This window comes from Micromonospora sp. NPDC049044, assembly GCF_040649215.1.
Classification (GTDB): Bacteria; Actinomycetota; Actinomycetes; order Mycobacteriales; family Micromonosporaceae; genus Micromonospora.
In genome coordinates this window covers 13,261-27,710 of sequence record NZ_JBEZFA010000013.1, presented here as the reverse complement: position 1 = coordinate 27,710, position 14,450 = coordinate 13,261, and the positions used below count along the sequence as shown (strand labels likewise).

At 71.7% G+C, this 14,450-nt stretch carries 16 protein-coding genes; 14 read left to right on the top strand and 2 right to left on the bottom strand.

The features are described from left to right. Positions 1–16: 16 nt before the first annotated feature. From AB0B85_RS13410 to AB0B85_RS13365, 10 genes are all read left to right on the top strand, one after another. Positions 17–814, top strand: a complete 798-nt coding sequence (locus AB0B85_RS13410) for a fumarylacetoacetate hydrolase family protein (protein ID WP_357406832.1) — start codon at positions 17–19, stop codon at positions 812–814. A 156-nt stretch (positions 815–970) separates the two neighbouring features. Next, entirely contained in the window at positions 971–1,903 is a 933-nt protein-coding gene (locus AB0B85_RS13405; protein ID WP_357406830.1) for an acetaldehyde dehydrogenase (acetylating), read from the top strand. Then, positions 1,900–2,961, top strand: coding sequence for a 4-hydroxy-2-oxovalerate aldolase (gene dmpG / locus AB0B85_RS13400; RefSeq protein ID WP_357406828.1), 1,062 nt, complete (start codon positions 1,900–1,902; stop codon positions 2,959–2,961). Before AB0B85_RS13405 ends, dmpG begins: the two co-directional genes overlap by 4 nt. Continuing rightward, positions 2,958–3,731, top strand: a complete 774-nt coding sequence (locus tag AB0B85_RS13395; RefSeq protein WP_357406826.1) for a fumarylacetoacetate hydrolase family protein — start codon at positions 2,958–2,960, stop codon at positions 3,729–3,731. Before dmpG ends, AB0B85_RS13395 begins: the two co-directional genes overlap by 4 nt. Next, positions 3,728–4,150 (top strand): RidA family protein, encoded by a 423-nt coding sequence (locus AB0B85_RS13390; RefSeq protein WP_357406824.1) that lies wholly within the window; start codon positions 3,728–3,730, stop codon positions 4,148–4,150. Before AB0B85_RS13395 ends, AB0B85_RS13390 begins: the two co-directional genes overlap by 4 nt. After that, complete coding sequence (locus AB0B85_RS13385; protein ID WP_357406822.1) at positions 4,147–4,671, top strand: 3-hydroxyanthranilate 3,4-dioxygenase; 525 nt, start codon at positions 4,147–4,149, stop codon at positions 4,669–4,671. Before AB0B85_RS13390 ends, AB0B85_RS13385 begins: the two co-directional genes overlap by 4 nt. Next, the gene (locus AB0B85_RS13380) at positions 4,671–5,678 is read left to right on the top strand and encodes an amidohydrolase family protein (protein WP_357406820.1); all 1,008 of its coding nucleotides are present in this window, start codon (positions 4,671–4,673) and stop codon (positions 5,676–5,678) included. Before AB0B85_RS13385 ends, AB0B85_RS13380 begins: the two co-directional genes overlap by 1 nt. A 240-nt stretch (positions 5,679–5,918) precedes the next feature. Continuing rightward, a complete protein-coding gene (locus tag AB0B85_RS13375) occupies positions 5,919–7,382 on the top strand; it encodes an amidase (RefSeq protein WP_357406818.1) in 1,464 nt (487 codons plus the stop codon). 75 nt (positions 7,383–7,457) lie between these two features. Next, a complete protein-coding gene (locus AB0B85_RS13370) occupies positions 7,458–7,754 on the top strand; it encodes a hypothetical protein (protein ID WP_357407091.1) in 297 nt (98 codons plus the stop codon). After that, on the top strand, positions 7,741–8,148 hold the full coding sequence (locus AB0B85_RS13365; RefSeq protein WP_357406816.1) for a DUF5130 family protein: 408 nt from the start codon (positions 7,741–7,743) through the stop codon (positions 8,146–8,148). Before AB0B85_RS13370 ends, AB0B85_RS13365 begins: the two co-directional genes overlap by 14 nt. A gap of 64 nt (positions 8,149–8,212) precedes the next feature. On the opposite strand, the gene AB0B85_RS13360 is transcribed toward AB0B85_RS13365, so the two are convergent. Both AB0B85_RS13360 and pepN read right to left on the bottom strand, forming a co-directional pair. Further along, positions 8,213–8,443, bottom strand: a complete 231-nt coding sequence (locus AB0B85_RS13360) for a hypothetical protein (RefSeq protein WP_357406814.1) — start codon at positions 8,441–8,443, stop codon at positions 8,213–8,215. Positions 8,444–8,574: 131 nt separating this feature from the next. Continuing rightward, entirely contained in the window at positions 8,575–11,124 is a 2,550-nt protein-coding gene (gene pepN / locus AB0B85_RS13355) for an aminopeptidase N (protein ID WP_357406812.1), read from the bottom strand. Between the two features lie 220 nt (positions 11,125–11,344). Here pepN and AB0B85_RS13350 point away from each other — a divergent pair, with 220 nt between their 5' ends. The 4 genes from AB0B85_RS13350 (at position 11,345) to AB0B85_RS13335 (ending at position 14,446) form a co-directional block, all read left to right on the top strand. Further along, complete coding sequence (locus tag AB0B85_RS13350) at positions 11,345–11,971, top strand: disulfide bond formation protein DsbA (protein ID WP_357406810.1); 627 nt, start codon at positions 11,345–11,347, stop codon at positions 11,969–11,971. Positions 11,972–12,142: 171 nt separating this feature from the next. Then, complete coding sequence (locus AB0B85_RS13345) at positions 12,143–12,610, top strand: hypothetical protein (RefSeq protein WP_357406808.1); 468 nt, start codon at positions 12,143–12,145, stop codon at positions 12,608–12,610. Positions 12,611–12,690: 80 nt separating this feature from the next. Next, positions 12,691–13,890, top strand: a complete 1,200-nt coding sequence (locus AB0B85_RS13340) for a DUF1015 family protein (RefSeq protein ID WP_357406806.1) — start codon at positions 12,691–12,693, stop codon at positions 13,888–13,890. An 88-nt stretch (positions 13,891–13,978) separates the two neighbouring features. Beyond that, positions 13,979–14,446: a ribose-5-phosphate isomerase gene (locus tag AB0B85_RS13335; RefSeq protein ID WP_357406804.1), complete on the top strand. Its 468-nt coding sequence runs from the start codon at positions 13,979–13,981 to the stop codon at positions 14,444–14,446. The last annotated feature ends 4 nt before the right edge of the window (positions 14,447–14,450 follow it).

Genomic DNA, 14,450 nt, shown 5'->3' with positions numbered 1-14,450 from the left:
TAGCGAGGGAGCGGGCGTGGAAGCTGACATCGAGGCCGCCAACCGGGAGTTGGCCGACGCCCGCAGCACCGGCAAGCCGTGCCCGCCACTGCGCGGGCGGCTGCTGCCGGAGGGCGACGTCGAGTCCGCGTACCGCGTGCAGCAACTCCAGGCGCGGGCCTGGCAGGGCCGCGGCGAACGCCGGGTCGGCGCGAAGATCGGGCTGACCTCCCGGGCGGTGCAGGAGACCTTCGGGGTGTTCCAACCGGACTTCGGCATGCTCACCGACGCGATGGCGGTCGGCGACGGGGTCGAGGTGCCGATCGACCGGCTGCTCCAGCCGCGGGTCGAGGCGGAGATCGCGTTCGTGCTCGACAAGGACCTCGCCGACCCGCAGATCACCACTGCCGACCTGATCCGCGCCGTCGATCACGTGCTGCCGGCGATCGAGATCGTCGACTCGCGGATCGCCGGCTGGGACATCTCCATAGTGGACACCGTCGCGGACAACGCCTCAAGCGGGCTCTTCGTGCTCGGCACCACGCCCCGCCGACTCGCCGACGTCGACCTGCGGCTGTGCGGAATGGTGCTCGAGCACGCCGGTGAGCCGGTCTCGGTGGGCGCGGGCGCGGCCTGCCTCGGCAACCCGCTGCACGCGCTGCACTGGCTGGCCGGCACGCTCGCCCGCGCCGGTGACCCGCTGCGCGCCGGGGACGTGGTGCTCTCCGGGGCGCTCGGCCCGATGGTGCCGGTCACCCCGGGGGCCGCGTACGAGGCACGGATCTCCGGGCTCGGCTCGGTGCGCACCTGCTTCAGCAAGGAGGTCTCGGCATGAGTGAGCGTCAGCGAGCGAATCATCGGCGCAGGTGTGTCGACGCTCAGGGCGGCATGGAGCGAAGCGGAGTGTCGTCATGAGTGAGCGTCAGCGAGCGAATCATCGGCGCAGGTGTGTCGACGCTCAGGGCGGCATGGAGCGAAGCGGAGTGTCGGCATGAGCGTCGGTGTGGCGGTGCTCGGGTCCGGCAACATCGGCACCGACCTGATGATCAAGGTGTTGCGGCTGAGCGACAGCCTGCGGATGGTGGCGATGGCCGGCATCGACCCGGCCTCCGACGGGCTGGCCCGGGCCCGTCGGCTCGGCGTGGCCACCACCGCCGACGGCGTGGACGGGCTGGTCGCGATGCCCGAGTTCGCCGACGTCGAGCTGGTCTTCGACGCCACCTCGGCCGGCGCGCACCGACGCCACGACGAGGTGCTGCGCGCCCACGGCCGCACGGTGATCGACCTGACCCCGGCCGCGCTCGGCCCGTACGTCGTGCCGCCGGTCAACCTCGACGAGCACCTGCACGAGCCGAACGTCAACATGGTGACCTGCGGCGGGCAGGCAACGGTGCCGATCGTCGCCGCCGTCGGCCGGGTCACCCCGGTGGCGTACGGGGAGATCGTCGCGTCGATCGCCTCGAAGTCCGCCGGGCCGGGCACCCGGGCCAACATCGACGAGTTCACCGAGACCACGGCCCGGGCCATCGAGGTGGTCGGTGGGGCCGAGCGGGGCAAGGCGATCATCGTGCTGAACCCGGCGGACCCGCCGCTGCTGATGCGCGACACCGTCTACTGCCTTTGCCCGGACGCCGACGCGGACACCGATGCCATCGCCGCCTCGGTGACCGACATGGTGGCGACGGTCCAGGAGTACGTCCCCGGCTACCGGCTCAAGCAGGACGTGCAGTTCGACCGGGTGCAGGCGTACGTGCCGACGCTCGGGCGGCAGCTCACCGCGTTGCAGGTGTCGGTCTTCCTGGAGGTCTCCGGTGCCGGGCACTACCTGCCCGCGTACGCCGGCAACCTGGACATCATGACCTCCGCCGCGCTGCGTACCGCGGAGCGGCTGGTCGCCCTGCGCTCGACGGGAGCGGTGGCATGACCGACCTGTACATCCAGGACGTGACGCTGCGCGACGGCATGCACGCCATCGCCCACCGGTACACGGTCGACCAGGTGCGCACGATCGCCGCCGCGCTGGACGCCGCCGGGGTGGCCGCCATCGAGGTGGCGCACGGCGACGGGCTGGCCGGTTCCAGCGTCAACTACGGTCACGGCGCGGCCAGCGACGCCGAGTGGATCTCCGCAGCCGCCGAGGCGCTGACCACGGCGAAGCTCACCACCCTGCTGCTGCCCGGCATCGGCACGATCGCCGATCTGAAGGCCGCGCAGGCGCTCGGCGTGACAAGTGTGCGGATCGCCACCCACTGCACCGAGGCGGACATCTCCGCCCAGCACATCTCCTGGGCCCGGGAGAACGGCATGGACGTGTCGGGCTTCCTGATGATGTCGCACATGAACGATCCGGCCGGGCTGGCCGGGCAGGCCAAGCTGATGGAGTCGTACGGTGCGCACTGCGTCTACGTCACCGACTCCGGTGGTCGGCTGCTGATGTCCGACGTTGCGCAGCGGGTCGACGCGTACCGGCAGGTCCTCGACCCGCAGACGCAGATCGGCATCCACGCCCACCACAACCTGTCGCTCGGCGTCGCCAACAGCGTCCTCGCGGTCGAACACGGCCGGATCACCGGCTCCGCGCCGGTCGGCCCCGACGCACCCCACGGCCGGACGGTCCGTGTCGACGCCTCGCTGGCCGGCATGGGCGCCGGCGCCGGCAACGCCCCGCTGGAGGTCTTCGTCGCGGTCGCCGAGCTGCACGGTTGGAAGCACGGGTGCGACGTGTTCGCGCTGATGGACGCCGCCGACGACATCGTCCGCCCGTTGCAGGACCGGCCGGTCCAGGTGGACCGGGAGACGCTCTCCCTGGGGTACGCGGGCGTCTACTCAAGCTTCCTGCGGCACGCCGAGCGGGCCTCCGCGAAGTACGGCGTGGACGTCCGGTCGATCCTTGTCGAGCTGGGCCGGCGTCGGATGGTCGGCGGCCAGGAGGACATGATCGTGGACGTCGCACTCGACCTGGCCGGCAAGGAGCCCTCATGATCGGACCGGACGTCGCAGGGATCGCCGAGCAACTGGGTGTGGCAGCGGCCACCGCCACCGCGATTCCGCAGCTCGCCGCCGAGACCGGCCTGGACGTGGACGCCGCATACGCCGTGCAGGCCGCGCTGCTGCAACGCCGCGTCGACGCGGGTGAGCGGCTGGTCGGGCTGAAGATGGGACTGACCAGCAGGGCGAAGATGGCCCAGGTCGGCGTGGACGAGGTGATCTGGGGGCGGCTGACAAACGCGATGCGGGTGCCCGACGGTGGCGTGGTGGACAGCGCCGCGTACATCCACCCCCGGGTCGAGCCGGAGGTGGCGTTCCTGCTGGACCGGCTGCCCGAGCCGGGTGAGCCGGTCGGCGACTTCGCCAGCGCGGTCCGTGCTGTCGCCCCGGCCATCGAGCTGATCGACTCCCGGTACGCGGACTTCCGCTTCTCGCTGCCGGACGTGATCGCCGACAACACCTCCGCCGCCGCGTTCGTGATCGGGCCGTGGTCGCCGGTGCCCGACGGGTTGGACAACCTGGGCGTGCTGCTGGAGGTCGACGGGCGGGTCGCCCAGGTCGGCTCGACTGCGGCGATCCTCGGTGATCCGCGCCGGGCGCTCGACGAGGGCATCCGACTGGCCGGCCGGCACGGTGTGCGGTTGCAGTCCGGGTGGGTCTTCCTGGCCGGTGCCGCCACCGCCGCCGTTCCGCTGCGTCCCGGCGCGCACGTGCGGGCGGTAGTGGAGAAGCTCGGCACGGCCGCACTTCGGGCGTCGCCGTGACCGCGCGGGTGGTGGCCGGGAAGGCCGTCCCGCGAGGGGCTTTTCCGCACGTCAAGGTGGCGGGTGGGTTCGTCTTCGTCTCCGGTACGTCCTCGCGGCGGCCGGACAACAGCTTCGCCGGTGTCGCTGTCGACGAGTTCGGGACCACCAACCTCGACATCCGGGTGCAGACGCGGGCCGTGATCGAGAACATCGGCGATCTGCTGCGCTCTGTCGGCGCGGAGCTCACCGACCTCGTGCAGGTGACGTCGTACCTGGTCAACATGAACGACTTCGCTGGTTACAACGAGGTGTGGGCGGAGTTCTTCGACGCGTCCGGGCCGACCCGCACCACTGTGGCCGTGCACCAGTTGCCGCACCCGCACCTGCTCATCGAGATCCAGGCCGTGGCCCTTCTTCCCTCGGGAGGTCAGTCGTGAGTGAGATCGCCGAACCGTTCAGCTTTCCGGGCTGGATCGCCGACAACCAGCACCTGTTGAAGCCACCGGTGGGCAACAAGGAGATGTTCCCCGGCGGGGACGACTTCATCGTGATGGTGGTGGGCGGGCCCAACCAGCGCACCGACTTCCACGTGGACCCGTACGAGGAGTTTTTCTACCAGGTCAAGGGCAACATGCACATCAATCTGATGACCCCGGAGGGGCCGCGTACGGTGCACGTGCGCGAGGGTCAGATGTGGATGTTGCCGCGCAACACCCCGCACTCGCCGCAGCGCCCCGAGGCCGGCTCCATCGGCATGGTCGTCGAGCGGGTCCGGGAGGAGGGCACGCTGGAGACGTTCCAGTGGTACTGCCCGCAGTGCGGCAACAAGGTCCACGAGGTGGAGTTGCAGGTCCGCGACATCGCCGCCGACCTGCCGCCGGTGTTCCAGGCGTTCTACGCCGACGAGGCGGCGCGTACCTGCGCGAGTTGCGGCACCCTGCACCCGGGCAAGGGCTGATGTCAGCAGGCGTGGTCGACGTGCACACGCACGTCGTACCGAAGGGGTGGCCGGACCTCGGCGCGGCGTGCGGTGGGTCCGGCTGGCCGTGGCTGCGTGTCGATTCGGAGCGGGCCGCCATGATCATGGTGGGGGAGACGGAGTTCCGCCCGGTCGGCGCCGAGTGCTGGGACGCCTCGACTCGGCTGGCCGACATGGACGCCGACGGCGTGGCAGTGCAGGTGGTCTCACCGACGCCTGTCTTCTTCAGCTACGACCGTCCGGCCGACCAGGCGGTGAAGGTCGCCCGGATCTTCAACGACCTCACCCTGAAGGTCACCGCGGCCGGCGGCGACCGACTGGTGCCGTTCTGCCAGGTGCCGCTACAGGACCCGGACGCCGCGTGCGCCGAACTGGATCGCAGCCTGGCCGCCGGGCACGTGGGTGTCGAGATCGGTAACCACGTCGGCGACCGGGACCTGGACGACGCCGGGGTGGTCACCTTCCTGACGCACTGTGCCGAGGTGGGCGCACCCGTCTTCGTCCACCCGTGGGACATGCCGGGCGGCCCGCGGCTGGACCGCTGGATGGCCCGCTGGCTCACCGGGATGCCGGCCGAGACACACCTGTCGGTGCTGGCGATGATCCTGGGCGGGGTCTTCGACCGGGTGCCCGAGACGCTGCGGATCTGCTTCGCACACGGCGGTGGGAGCTTTCCGTTCTGGCTCGGCCGCGCCGACAACGCCTGGCACCGCCGGGGCGACCTGGTCCGTGGTGCGTCCGCCGCCCCGCCCAGCAGCTACGTCGACCGGTTCAGCGTCGACTCGGTGGTCTTCGCGCCACCCGCGTTGCGGCTGCTTGTCGACACCATGGGGGAGGACCGGGTGCTGGTCGGCAGCGACTACCCCTACCCGCTGGGCGAGCGGCCGGCCGGCGCGGTCGTCGACGCGGCCGACTTCCTCACCGACGCCCAGCGCGACAAGCTCCGATCCGCCAACGCACTGCGCTTCCTGTACGGGCGGCGCTGACGGCGTACCCCTGGTAGCGCCCTCGGACGGCGGACGGCTGCGACGGGCCGACGGACCTGTTCTGTTGCCTTTGCTCTGCTTCAATCCACGCAACACCACGTGTCCGATAATCGGACATCGGCTGTTTCCTCTGTTGAAGCAGAGCAAAGGATGCCGGCGGGTGGTGCGGTCGAGGGCGCAGTCCGATGCCGACGCCGTGTCGGTCCGCTGACAGCCGCTCCCAGCGGGCAGGATGAGGGCATGGCCGAGCCGCACGACCTGACGGCGCTGGAGCAGGCCGCCGCCATCGCCCGCGGCGAGCTGTCCAGCGTCGAGCTGGTCGAGCACCACCTGCGCCGGGTCGCGGCGCTCGGCGACACCGTGGGCGCGTTCGTCACCGTCACCCCGGACCTCGCCCGAGAGGCCGCCCTCGCCGCCGACGCCACCCCCGTTGACCGGCGCGGTCCGCTGCACGGCGTGCCGACCGCGATCAAGGACCTGACCCTCACCGCAGGGGTCCGCACCACCTTCGGCTCCGCCGCGTTCATCGACTTCGTGCCGCCGGTCGACGCCGACGTGGTCCGGTTCATCAAGGCCGCCGGCCTGGTCAGCCTCGGCAAGACCACCGCATCCGAGTTCGGCTGCTCGCTCTACTCGGAAGGCCGGGTCGCCCCGCCGGCCCGCAATCCCTGGCAACTGGCGTACACCGCTGGTGGGTCCAGCGGCGGCGCGGCGGCGGCGGTGGCGGCCGGGCTGGTGCCGGTTGCCCAGGGGTCCGACGGCGGTGGCTCGCTGCGCATCCCGGCATCGCTCTGCGGCCTGGTCGGCTACAAGCCCAGCCGTGGCCTGGTCTCCGGTGGGCCGCTCGGCTCCGGCGCGTTCGGCCTGCCCACCAGCGGCCCGCTCGGGCGCACCGTCACCGACGTCGCCGCGCTGCTCGACGTCATGGCCGTGCCGGTCCCCGGCGAGCCCTACCTGCCGCCAACCCCGCCGCCGGGCGGCTACCTGGCCACCGCCCGCCGCGCCGCGCCCGGCCGGCTGCGGATCGGCAGGTTCACCACGCCGATGCTCGCCGACGAGCCGGTGCACCCCGACTGCGTGGCCGCCGTGGACCGGGCCGCCGCGCTGCTCACCGCGGCCGGCCACGAGGTGGTCGAGGTGGCACCGCCACTCGGGCCGGCGGCGTGGCCCCTGTTCGAAATCCTCTGGTACGTGCTGGCGCTCGTCCCGGTGCCGCCCCCGCGGGAGGTGGAGCTGCTGCCGCTCACCCGGTTGCTGCGAGCCCGGGGTGGCGAGATCTCCGCCGGCGCCCTGGCCGCCACCCTCGGCGAGTTGCAGGCACAGGTCCGTCTCGGCGTCGGTAGCACCGCCGGTTGCGACCTGCTGCTCTGTCCCACCCTGGCGGCTCCGCAGGCGCCCGTCGGCTGGTTCACCGCCGACGGCGACCCGGCGGCCGATTTCGACAGGCAACGCCGCTTCTCGCCGTACTGCGCCATCTTCAACGTGACAGGCGATCCCTCAGTCTCCCTGCCGGTGGGTGCCACGACCGACGGCCTGCCCGTCGGGGTGCTGCTCACCGGCCGGTACGGCGACGACGCGCGCCTGATCGCGACCGCTGCGCAACTGGAGAACTCCAGTGACGGATGGGATCGGCACCCCGCAATCTGGCGGGCCGTCGACTCCGCTAACGTGAATGGTGACGGAGCCGGGTGGTCAGCATCATGATCGTCCACCCGACCCGGTTGTTCGAGGTCGTCCTTCTTCCGCCTGGGGGCGTTGGGATTGTCTGTTACCGAGACGTTGCTGGTCTTCGTCGGCATCCCGTTGGCCGCGGTGCTGGTCATCGCCGGCCTGTCGTACGCCGGTAGCCGTGGGGGTGCCACCGGCGGTGGCGGTGGCGCCAAGCGCTACCGGCCGGGCCGGCCCTTCGACTTCACTCCGGTCTGGTTCGTGGGCCGCCCGGAGCAGCTGGCCGACTCGGCTGGCACCGCGCTGACGGCGGGGGCGCAGGCGCCCGCGCTGACCAGCCACAAGCTTGAGCAGGCCAGCGTCGAGGCGCCGGCCGGTGGAACCGGAGGCGCAAGTGACCGTTGGTGAGAAGCAGGCCGGGTCGGAAAATCCGCCCGAGGTGCTGGACGGGCCCTTCTCGACCCGCCAGCTGCTGCGCATCGACGAGGCGCTGCGCCTGGCTGACAGGGGCACCGGCCTGGTCTTCTCGGTCTTCGTCGGCGGTCTCGACGAGCCGATCCGGGAGCACGCCCAGCGGCTGCACCGCCAGCTCGCCGACCCCGACAAGTCGGTGCTGATCGCGGTCTCGCCCAACCAACGCCAGTTGGAGATCGTCACCGGGCGTTACGCGCGCAAGCGCATCCCCGACACGTACGCCAAACTGGCAGCGCTCTCCATGGCCGGCGCGTTCAGCGGCGGTGACCTGGCCGGCGGCATCATCAACGGCCTCGACCAGCTCGCCAGCCACGCCGGCAAGGGCTGAGCCCCTCGTACGACGAAGCCCGGCCCGCTGGAGAGCGGGCCGGGCTTCGGTGTGTCTGGACGTCTCAGCGGGGCCAGACGGAGGGGTCGAGGAGCATCGGCCACGGCTCGTCGATCTGCACCGGATCGTCCGGGCCGACTGTGCCGAGCAGGTTGTAGTGAACGCCCTTTACCAGCTCGTAGCGGTATACGACGGGACCGAAGTCGCCACGTTCGACACGCCAATAGGCGGGAATGCCTGCCTCGGCGTAGAGCGACGGTTTGGTGAACCGGTCATGTCGACGGCTGCTGCTCACGCCAGCCCCGCTCCGGGGGCTGCCACTGGTAGGTCGGATGCGCCATCGCGTTCACCTCCTTCCGCAACCATAACGGCCCGGGCCGGCGTGAGCTCTCCGCCCACGCCGGCCCGGGCCGGTCACGCCGCTGTTCAGGCGCTCTGCGCGTCCTTGGCGCGGGCCTTGAGCGCCCGCACCACACCGTCGCGGCCCTCGGCGACCAGGCGACGCAGCGGACCCGGGTGGCCGTCCTCGGCCAGCCACACGTCGGTGGCGGCCACCGTCTCGTCGTCCACCAGGTAGACCGGGTACGCGAGCTGGGCGAACTCCTGCGCCGGCTCGCTGTCCCGGCTGGCCCACACCTGGCCGATCGCCGCGAAGTAACGCTCCCGGTAGGGCGCGATCAGGTCCACCTGCGTCGGGTGGGCCAGGCCCTGCAACAGCGCCCGGTTCCGCCAGTTCGGCAGCGCGTCCGGGCCGGTCAGCAGCGCCCACACGGCCGCCTTGTTCTCCGCCGTCGGCACCAGCGCGTGCGCGTACGCGGCCTCCCGCTCGCCGCTGGCCGTACGGTCGCCGGCCAGCTCCGCCTCGATCTCGGGCGCGCCGGCCGCGCCGTTGGCGACAAGCGCGCCGAGCACCGTCCAGCGCAGCTCGGTGTCCACGGTCAGCCCTTCCGGCGCGCCGGTGCCGTCCAGCCAGCCGCGTAGCGTGGCCAGGTCCTCGTCGGAGCGGGCGGCCGAGGTGAACGCCCGGGCCCAGGCGAGCTGGAAGCCGCTGCCCGGCTCGGCGGCGGCAAGCGCGTCCCGGGCGGTGCGGGCCAGGTCGGCCCAGCCGGTCGGCGCCCAGGCCGGATCGGCGTAGAGGGTCAGCGCGGTGGTGGCCTGGCGCAGGGTCGCGGTGACCAGGTTGATGTCGGTCTCTGCGGGCAGCCCGGCCAGCGCCAGCGCCACGTAGTCGCGGGCCGACAGCTCGGCGTCACGGATCATGTCCCAGGCCGCCGTCCAGCAGAGCGCCCGCGCCAGCGACGACTCGAAGCCGCCGATGTGCTGCACCACTGTGGCCATCGACCGGTCGTCGAGGCGCAGCTTGGTGTAGCTCAGGTCGTCGTCGTTGAGCAGCAGCACGTCGGCGGCCCGGACGCCGCGCAGCTCGGCGAGCTCCGTCCGGTCGCCGGTCACGTCCACCTCGTGCCGCTCACGGCGCACCAGCCGGCCGTCGGTCAGGTCGTACAGGCCCACGCCGATGCGGTGCGTGCGCAGCGTCGGGTACGCCGTCGGCGCCTCCTGGAGGACCGCCACCTGTTCGTACGTGCCGTCCGCGCCGATCGTCACCTCCGGACGCAACGTGTTGACCTGCGCGGTCTCCAGCCACTGCGCGGCGAACTTGCGCAACTCCCGGCCCGAGGCCGCCTCCAACTCGGTCAGCAGGTCGTCGAAGGTGGCGTTGCCCCAGGCGTGCTTGCCGAAGTACGCCCGCAGCCCGGCGATGAACGGCTCCTCACCCACGTACGCGACGAGCTGCTTGAGCACGCTCGCACCCTTGGCGTACGTGATGCCGTCGAAGTTGACCTCGACGGCCTCCATGTCCGGCATCTCGGTGTAGACCGGGTGGGTGGAGGAGAGCTGGTCCTGCCGGTAGCCCCAGTTCTTCCGGATGGACAGGAACGTCGTCCACGCCTCGGTGAACCGGGTGGCGTTGGTGTTGCACCAGTGGCTGGCCCACTCGGCGAACGACTCGTTCAGCCACAGGTCGTTCCACCAACGCATGGTGACCAGGTCGCCGAACCACATGTGGGCCAGCTCGTGCAGGATCGTGTTGGCCCGCTGCTCGTACTCGTAGTCGGTGACCTGCGAGCGGTACAGGTAGTGCGACTCGGCGTGCGTCACGCAGCCGAAGTTCTCCATCGCGCCGGCGTTGAAGTCGGGCACCCACAGCTGGTCGTACTTCGGCAGCGGGTAGCGCACGCCGAACTTCTCGTGGAAGAAGTCGAAGCCCTGCTTGGTGATCAGGAACAGGTCGTCGGAGTCCAGATACCGCGCCATCGAGGCCCGGCAGAACACCCCCAGGTCGATGCCGTCGTGGCTGTCGCGCACCTCGTGGTACGGCCCGGCGCACATCGCCGTGATGTAGGTGCTCATCCGGGGCGACTCGGTGAAGTGCAGCGTCTTGAGCCCCTCACCCGCGGGCTCCTCCCGCTGCACTGGCATGTTGGACACCGCCCGCCAGTGCGCCGGAACTGTGGCGTGCCAGGTGTAGACGCTCTTCAGGTCGGGCTGGTCGAAACAGGCGAACACCCGCTGCGCGTCGGCCGTCTCGAACTGGCTGTAGAGGTACGTCTCGCCGTCCACCGGGTCGACCGTCCGGTGCAGGCCCTGCCCGCTCGTGGAGTAACCGAAGTCGGCGTCGACGACAAGGGTGTTGTCGCTCGCCAACGCGGACAGGACCAGGCCCTTCTCGGCGGACCAGTCGGCAAGGTCGACAGGCGTGCCGTTGAGCGTCGCGGACCGCACCGACTCGGCGGCCAACTCGATGAACGTGCTCGCGCCGGGCTCGCTGCAGCGGAACCGGACCTCGGTCGTCGACCGGAACGTGCGGCCCTCGGCCGCCAGCACGGCGCTTGACAGGTCCAGACTGATGTCATACCCCGTCACGTTGAGCAGGCGGGCCCGCTCGGTCGCCTCGACCTGCGTCAGGTTGCGCACTCCCGGCACTGTTTGTCTCCATCCCACATCTCGCCGTACGCCCGGCGGCGCCCGTTCGCCATCCGCTCGTGGCGGTCAGCCCGATTCGAGTCTTCCACGTACGGGCAGCCTGCGGTGGCTGAGGTCACGCTCTCATTCGGGTGCCGATCGACGCGCTGCGGGGTGAAGATTCTCGAAAGGCGTCGGGCTTGCGACGCCAACCGCGCGAAGGGACCCCACCGTGACCGATCGTGTCACCGCCGACATGTGGTTCGACCCGGCCTGCCCGTGGGCCTGGATCACGTCCCGCTGGCTGCTTGAGGTCGAGCAGGTCCGCGCCGTGGACATCCGTTTCCACGTGATGAGCCTCGCCGTGCTCAACGACGGCCGGGACGAGCTGCCCGAGGACTACAAGTCGTTCCTCCGTACCGCCTGGGGCCCGGTGCGGGTCTGCATCGCCGCCGAGCAACGGTACGGCAACGACGCCCTGCGTCCGCTCTACACAGCGCTCGGCACCCGGATCCACCTCGGCAAGCAGGAGCGCAACGAGGAGCTCTACGTCGCCGCGCTCACCGACGCCGGCCTGGACCCGGCGCTGGCGGCTGCCGCCGAGAGCACCGACTACGACGAGGCGCTGCGGGCCAGCCACGAGGCCGGCATGCGCCCGGTCGGGCAGGACGTCGGCACTCCGGTCGTCCACGCGCCCGGCCCGGACGGCAGCCCTGTCGCGTTCTTCGGCCCGGTGATCACCCCGGCCCCGAAGGGGGAGGCCGCCGGTCGCCTCTGGGACGGCGTCCTGCTGGTCGCCGGCACCCCGGGCTTCTACGAGCTCAAGCGCACCCGCGAGCAGGATCCGATCTTCGACTGAGACACGGCGGGCCGCCCGGCCAGTGCCGGGCGGCACCGCGCCGTGCGCGCTCGGCGTGTCGTGGGTCCGCCGTGCCTGCCCCCGTCACCGGTCGACTGCCGGGTCGTTGGCCTGCATGTCCGCCGCAGCGGCCCGCAGGGCCGCACGCCGCAGTTCGTGGAGGCATTCCCGATGGCCAAGCACCGTGCGTCCGGTGACGATCAACTGACCCGGCCGGGGGTGATCGAGACTCCCGGCGCGGCCTACTGGTCGGTCGACGACTCCCGCTGGCCGGCGGTCCGTCCCGACCTTCCCGCCCACGTGGTGGATCTGCTCGCCCCGCCCATCGTGGTCGGGGTGGCCCGGGTCCCGGTGACCTCCCTGCTGACCCCGGCCGAGCCGGCGGCACCGCTCGCCGCTGCCGCGCCGGCCGAACCCGCGCCGCCCCCGCCGGCCCCCGCCGCGCCGCGACCGGTGCCGACACCGCCGTTGAGCCCGCGACCCGTCCCGTCGCCGCCTCCCGAGCGTCCGGTGCCGGGGCCGCCCGCGTCGCCCCGCCGGGCCGTGAACACCGGGCCGATCGGGACCGGTCGACGGGTGAACGCCGGACCGGCGGCGGCGGGCAGGCACCGCCGGGGCACCTCCGACCGCGCCAGCTGACCGGCTCGGCCCCTTTCATCTGGTGGACCCCACGCGGGTCCCCGTCGGCGGCGACACCGCCGCCGGTAGCGTCAGTGGGTATGACCGTCGTGCATCCGATCTCCCGGGCGTGGGTCACCACTGGTGGCACCGGCGCGCAAAACTACGACGAGTTCGCCGACGACGCGGAGATCACCGCGATCATCGAGGCGAACCCGCACAGTGCTCTCGGCATCGAGATGCCGCATCGCGCCCCGCAGAGCCTGGGCAAGTCGTTCCTCGACGCGCTGCCCGACGCGGTGGCCCGCCTCGCCGAGGCGAAGGCCGACGGCAGCTACACCCCCGCCGAGCAGGTGGTGGTGCTCTACCGGATCAGCGCGCCCGGCGAGGAGTCGGCGTACGGGCTGTTCGCGATGGTGGACACCGACCAGATCTCCACCCGGGCCGACGAGCCGGGCCTTGTCATCCGCAACGAGGACGTCTTCATCGCCAAGGTGCGCGAGCGGGTGGCGTTGGCCGACGCGCTGGGCCACCTGCTCTCACCCGTACTCCTGTTGCAGACCGGGCGCGGCGACGAGCTGCACGCCGCGCTCGCGGCGGCGACCGAGACGGCCGGTGCGCCCGTCGCGACGGACACCGACCAGGCGGGCCGCACCCATGCCATCTGGTTGCTCGGTCCCGGCCCGGAGCAGGCGACGCTCACCGCTCTCGCCAGCGGTGGGGAGCTGGTGGTCGCCGACGGCAACCATCGCAGCCTGGCCGCACAGACCGGCGGGCTGCCGCGCTTCCTGGCCGTGGTCACCACGCCCGCGTCGGTGGCCATCCAGCCCTACAACCGCCTTGTCAGTGAGCTGACCACCACCCCGGCCGAGCTGCTCGACCGGCTGCGCGCGGCGGGCGCCGAGGTCACGCCGATCGACGGCCCGGTCGAGGTGCCGGCGGCCGGCGGCACCGTGCACCTCCGCCTCGGCGACCAGGGGTACGCGGTGCGCCTGCCGGCCACGGCCGCCGGTGACCTGGAGAACCTGGACCACGCCCTGGTCGAGCGGCTGCTGCTGCGCGACGCCCTCGGCCTGGACCCGGGCGACAAGCGGATCACCTACGTCGGCGGTGACTACCCGGCGAGCTGGCTCACCGGTGAGGTCGACGCCGGACGGGCCGAGTTGGCGATCCTGATCGCGCCGGTGACAGTGGCGGACTTCGTCGCGGTGAACCTGGCCCGCGAGAAGATGCCCCGCAAGAGCACCTGGTTCACCCCGAAGGCGCGCGGCGGTCTGGTCGTCGCTGAGCTGCCGCGCTGAGCGGTCCCACACCCGACCGTGTGACGAACCCGGCTCTCCGACGCCGCCCGTGCGGCGTCGGAGAGCGCGGCCTGACAGACTGCGCGGTATGCGCGTCTACCTGGGATCCGATCACGCCGGTTTCGAGTTGAAGGTGCACCTGGCCAACCACCTGGCCAAACAGGGGTACGACGTGGTCGACGTCGGCCCGCACAGCTACGACCCGGACGACGACTACCCGACGTTCTGCCTGCACACCGGCGACCAGGTGGTGGCCGACGAGACGGGCCTCGGTGTGGTCATCGGTGGGTCCGGCAACGGTGAGCAGATCGCCGCGAACAAGGTCGCCGGGGTCCGCGCCGCGCTGGCCTGGAGCGTGGAGACCGCTCAGCTGGCCCGCCAGCACAACGACGCGAACGTGGTAGCGATCGGTGCCCGCCAGCACACCTTGGACGACGCCACAGGCATCGTCGAGGCATTCCTGAACACGCCGTTCTCCGGAAACGAGCGGCATGCCCGTCGGATCGCCCAGGTGGCCGACTACGAGAAGACCCGGCAGCTGCCCGACCTGCCCTGACGGG